The 5,601-nt window shown below is 48.3% G+C and carries 4 protein-coding genes and 1 pseudogene; 4 read left to right on the top strand and 1 reads right to left on the bottom strand.

Annotated elements, in window-relative coordinates; all coding sequences use genetic code 11:
• Nucleotides 1-245: 245 nt before the first annotated feature.
• Nucleotides 246-1,199 (bottom strand): protochlorophyllide reductase, encoded by a 954-nt coding sequence (locus RMO84_RS04835; RefSeq protein WP_310487349.1) that lies wholly within the window; start codon nt 1,197-1,199, stop codon nt 246-248.
• Between the two features lie 388 nt (nt 1,200-1,587).
• On the opposite strand from RMO84_RS04835, the gene ylqF reads away from it, so the two are divergent.
• The 4 genes and pseudogenes from ylqF to RMO84_RS04815 form a co-directional block, all read left to right on the top strand.
• Entirely contained in the window at nt 1,588-2,439 is an 852-nt protein-coding gene (gene ylqF, locus RMO84_RS04830; protein WP_310487348.1) for a ribosome biogenesis GTPase YlqF, read from the top strand.
• A gap of 287 nt (nt 2,440-2,726) precedes the next feature.
• Nucleotides 2,727-3,857: a glycosyltransferase family 4 protein gene (locus RMO84_RS04825; RefSeq protein ID WP_310487347.1), complete on the top strand. Its 1,131-nt coding sequence runs from the start codon at nt 2,727-2,729 to the stop codon at nt 3,855-3,857.
• A gap of 4 nt (nt 3,858-3,861) precedes the next feature.
• On the top strand, nt 3,862-5,172 hold the full coding sequence (locus tag RMO84_RS04820; RefSeq protein WP_310487346.1) for an MFS transporter: 1,311 nt from the start codon (nt 3,862-3,864) through the stop codon (nt 5,170-5,172).
• Nucleotides 5,173-5,396: 224 nt separating this feature from the next.
• Nucleotides 5,397-5,601, top strand: a pseudogene (locus RMO84_RS04815) (PEP-CTERM sorting domain-containing protein); the annotation flags it as partial.

Genomic DNA, 5,601 nt, shown 5'->3' with positions numbered 1-5,601 from the left:
ATTTGGGGTGAGTCATAATGTTTAAGTTGACACCACTGCCCTTGTGGGTACCCTCAGATCTATGCTTTTACTAGCCGTCGATCGATTGCTGCCAGATGTAAGTCGATCGATTATCGCCAACTCTAACAATGAGAAATAGTAACAGAGAACAGGGGTTAACCTCCAAATAAAAAATGGATTGCTATTATTGCGATAATTTTGCACCCACGCTAATAACAATCCAATTATCAATTATCAATTCTCAATTAATTTTCGACTAGTTTCTCGCTCAACTCCCACATCCGCAGAGCTTTGTCATCACTAGCTTTATCTGACAACTCCTGCACGAAGCCTTTGCGTCCTGCCTCTTGGCGATTGCCCCAACTCCAATGCGCCCCAGATTGTTTGAATTCTGGATCGGCGACTACTTGAGCTACCCGTTCGCCAGCTAATTCTTGAGACACATAACCCTTGGTAATATTTTTCTGAAACCAGGGGAAAATCTTTTGGAATAACGGATAACTATTGCGAAATAGCGGCGTATCGGCAACGCAGCCAGGATAAAGCGTATTGAAGACAATCCCCGTCGCATCGTGATAGCGACGGTGCAATTCCCGACTCGTCATCATATTGCACAACTTACTATCTTTATAAGCCTTACCCGCCTTAAATGGCTTGCCATCAATCATGGCGATGGGTGCTTTAAATCCAGCCGCCAAACCGTCGAGATTGCCCAAATCGGCTGGAGCGGGAATCGGAATCTTGCCGCCTAGCTCCTTAGAATTGGCTGTGACCGTCCCTAAAATAATCAACCGTTTATCTGGTGCTGAGGAGGCTTTTAAGTCTTCTAGGAGCAAATTACACAGCAGGAAATGACCGAAATGATTGGTGGCGACGCTCAATTCGTAGCCTTCTGGCGATCGCATTGGTTCCTTGAGCAAGGGCAAATACACCGCCGCATTACACACTAGCGCGTCGAGAGCTTTCCCAGTCAATCGAAACTCCGCGACAAACTTGCGGACGCTCTCAAGCGAGCCGAGATCGATGTGCATGATACTGTAGTTCTCAAGCGACATCCCGACTGATTGTGCCGCTTGTTCGGCTTTAGCCAGATCGCGACAAGCCATCACGACGTGCCAACCCCGTTTTGCCAGGGCTTTAGCTGCATACAAACCCACACCAGATGAGGCTCCGGTGATAATTACGGTTGGTGGTGTCATGGGATTTTAAACAGGGATTTTTATAGTTAGTGTGACCATTTTACGCTCCCACGATCGCGGCATTGTCGGCGATCGCTAGAATTGACAATAAACTTTGAGCTAGCGGTTACACTGGTAACGGCATCGATCGCCAATAGAGCGTCAAGAAAAAGCAGGCAACCTCTAAGAAGATGTCTGAAAAGCCTGCTTGCTACGTTTTTAGTGTAGATCCCCCTAAATCCCCCTTAAAAAGGGGGACTAAGAGTCCGGTTCCCCCCTTTTTAAGGGGGGCTAGGGGGGATCTTCTGGGGTTTGAGCTTAAAAATTTGAGTTCTCAGACATTCTCTAATGCACAACTCCCCGCTCCCAATTTCCAACTCCCAACTCCCAACTCCCAACTAAATCGACCATGCCAATGCCTGCAATTCAATGGTATCCCGGACACATTGCCAAAGCCGAACGCCAACTTCAAGAACAGGTAAAAAAAGTTGACGTCGTGTTGGAAGTGCGAGATGCCCGGATTCCGTTTTCGACATACCATCCCCTGTTATCCACCTGGATTGGTAACAAACACAAATTACTGATCCTAAATCGGGTCGATATGATTCCTCCTGCCGTGCGCGAACAGTGGCTGGAGTGGTTTACATCCCAAGGCGAACAGCCCTTTTTTGCCAACGCCCAACAAGGTACGGGGGTAGTCGCAATTTCCAAAGCCGCACAATCCGTCGGCGTCGCCATCAATCAAAAACGCAAAGAGCGCGGCATGTTGCCGCGTCCGGTGCGGGCGGTGGTAATTGGATTTCCCAATGTGGGTAAATCTGCCCTGATCAATCGCCTCCTGAATAAACGCGTCGTCGAGAGTGCCAGACGCGCTGGTGTAACTCGATCGCTACGCTGGGTAAGGATTTCCGACCAATTAGAGCTATTAGATGCTCCCGGCATTATCCCCGGACGGCTCAACGACCAAGTTGCTGCCGTAAAACTCGCTATTTGCGATGATATCGGCGAAGCTGGTTACGATCGCCAGAGTATGGCCGCAGCCTTGATCGAACTGTGTCAGGAGTTAGGTTATGTCGATGGCTTTGGGGCGCGCTATGGGGTGTTGCCGACGAGTTTGAGCGGGGAAGAATATCTCCACAATCTCGCCAATGACAAGTATCGCGGCGATTTGGAGCGCACATCGCATCTGATTCTCAATGACTTTCGGACGGGCATCCTCGGGAATATCCCTTTGGAATTACCAGACAACGATCGTGCTTAACTAGGGGAGAGCGAGTGAGATCTCGAAGTGTCGTCTTTCCCCGCTCCCCGCTGTCTTGACCCAAACGCACGCTGAGGGAACCGTCTAGCGACACGTCTCGCTTCGCTCGTCTACAGCGCGATTTGGGTCGCTCCCCGCTCCCCGCCCACATAATCCTAAAGTGACACTTGAGATTCTGTCACCCCGTCGCTATCTCTGTTGCGAACTTTCCTGGTATATTTGAACATTACTAAATATTTAAACCTAAGCCAACCGAGTCTCCCGAGTACCGATCGAATTAACGAAAAATGCATATTGCGTGGCTGGGAAAGAAAACCCCTTTTTGTGGCAATGTTACCTATAGTCGAGAAATTACTGGTGCCTTAACTAATCGTGGGCACAAAGTTAGTTTCATGCATTTTGCCGATACCAAAGCCGATGGCGATGAGGTGCCATTACCTTTTTTATACAAGTCTCAAGTATTTACCATCCCCACGATTAGGGCAAAACGGGTACTCGAACGCTCCCTCCGCCGTCGCAAGCCAGATCTCGTTCACGCATCGCTGAGTTTGTCGCCGCTAGATTTCCTACTCCCAGAAATTTGCCAAGAGCTAGATTTACCGCTGATTTCGACCTTTCACACGCCTTACGATGGCAAGCGGCGCAATGTCACCTCAACCACCCAATTACTTGCCTACCAACTCTACGCACCGTTTTTAGCTAAGTACGACCGCACCATTATTTTCTGCGAAGAACAGCAAGATTTATTAGTCAAATTGGGCGTGCCGCGCGATCGGATTATGATTATTCCCAATGGGGTTGACGAACAAAAATATACACCAGAGATCGGTAGTATCAAAAGTATCAAAAACGAATTTTCTGCTCGGCAAATCTACGTTTATCAGGGTCGAATTTCCACCGAAAAAAATGTCGAGTCGCTGCTCAAAGCGTGGAAATATTGCAACATGAGCAACTATGGTTGCAAATTATTATTAGTCGGCGACGGCCCACTCCGACCCAATCTGGAACCCTTTTACAATCTCGAACATGGTGTCGTCTGGCTGGGCGCAATTCGTGACGACGCACGGCGAATCGAGATTTTACAGGGCGCGGATGTATTTATTTTACCTTCGTTGGTCGAAGGGTTATCGCTCTCACTACTCGAAGCCATGTCCTGTGGGGTGGCTTGTGTGGCTACCGATGCTGGCGCAGACGCTTCGGTCATTGCCAATGGCGCGGGAGTGGTCATCAATACGCAAGGTGTTTCCGGTCAACTGCGCACGATTCTGCCGATCCTGCGCGAACATGCGGCTTGGCGAGAAAGTTTAGGAAAAGCCGCCCGTCAGCGCGTGCTTGATGACTATACGCTCAAAGGCAATGTCGATCGGATCGAAAACCTCTACAGAGAAATCCTCACACCCATCAGAGCTGTGGGCTAGAATTATGTTACAACTTTCGCGCGCCCAATGGAATGTTTTATTTGCTGCTTGGTTAGGTTGGGGATTTAATATCTTCGATAGTTTGCTGTTTAATTATGTGGCAGCTAACTGTATTCCCACCTTGTTAGGATTGGAAATTGGTAGTCCCGCAGCCAAATCTGCAGTTTTATTTTGGACTGGGATTCTCACTTCATTATTACTAATTGGCTGGGCGATTGGGGGGATTATTTTCGGTCAGATTGCCGATCGCATTGGCAGACTGAGAACGATGCTAATTACGATGTTGCTGTACTCTCTGGGTACGGCTTTTTGCGCCTTTGCACCAAATTTGTGGTTCTTAATTGCCTTTAGGTTTTTGGCAAGCTTGGGCATCGGTGGCGAGTGGGCTTCTGGCGCAACGTTGGTTGCCGAAACAGTCCCCGACAAAAATCGCGTCGAAGCCGGAGCCTTATTGTACACCTCCGCACCGATGGGATTATTTCTGGCGACCTTTGTCAATTGGGCGATCGCTGGTAATTTAATGAAAGGTCAACCGGAAGTTTCGTGGCGATATGTCTTCGCTTGCGGATTGATTCCCGCCATTGCCTCATTTGCCGTGCGGGCATTTGCCAAAGAGCCAGAGCGGTGGCAACAAACATCTCATCAGGAAGCTGGTAAACTCTCTGAGATTTTCACACCCAAATATCGTCGGGCGACGATTAGTGCGATTATTACCGCAACTACAGCCCTAATTACTTGGTGGAGTTGCAATGCGTTTATTCTGGTGATTTCGGGTGGTATTGCCCAAGCAAATGCGGTGGCGCAAGGATTGGATAAAGCAGCCGTTTCCGCAGTTGTCGAGCAGGCCAAAACATTGGCCGCTAATTGCTACAACATGGGCGGTTTAGTCGGTACGTTGCTAACGATTCCGATCGCCAAAACTTTCGGACGCAAACGGATGTTTTCGCTGTACTTTCTGCTGTCATCGATCTTCATTTTTATCACCTTTGGGATAAATTGGGATCCGTTAACTAGAACTTATTTATATTTCTTTGTTGGCTTAACCGTCTTCGGTATCTTTGGCAGTTTCACCTATTATCTACCCGAATTATTTCCTACTCGATTGCGGGCGACTGGTGCGGGATTTTGTTATAACACGGGGCGAATTGTGGCATCGATCGGGCCATTTTGGGTAGGTTCGATCGCGGCTGCTGGCAGTGCAAATGCCGCAAATAGCGGGATTAAAGCTCTATTCTGGATCGGTTTTGTGCCCCTAATTGGCATTTTACTCATGCCGTGGGTATTAGAGACTAAGAATAAGGTGCTGGAAGATTAACACTGCTGTGCGTCTTCCAAGAGCGTTGCTCTGACGATCGAACTAGGGGTGTTACAACCCCGACTTTTCCAAAAAGTCGGGGTTGTTTTTTAACTGATTTAAGCCGATCTAACTTCTAAGTATTTTAACTCTAGTTGCCACAGAGCTTTTGAGCACTTTAGCTGGGGCAGATCCAAATTTTCACGAGCATAATTGGGTCAAAGATACAGTGAGTAACGAGATCGATGAAGGGATATATCAGCAACTTCAAACAAATAACCACGATCGCTGGTATGACCCTGGCGGCGATCGGCAGCAGCGGATCGATGACACCGGCAAATGCATTAACCTTTAATTTTACGTCCACAGCAGCTACCTCTCAACAAGCGATCGACGGATTCAAAGCAGCCGGAGATCGGTGGTCGGCAATCTTTAACGATAATATCACTG

This window comes from Chamaesiphon sp. VAR_69_metabat_338 (assembly GCF_031423935.1).
Taxonomy (GTDB): Bacteria; Cyanobacteriota; Cyanobacteriia; order Cyanobacteriales; family Chamaesiphonaceae; genus Chamaesiphon.
This window is presented reverse-complemented; position numbering and strand designations above follow the sequence as displayed.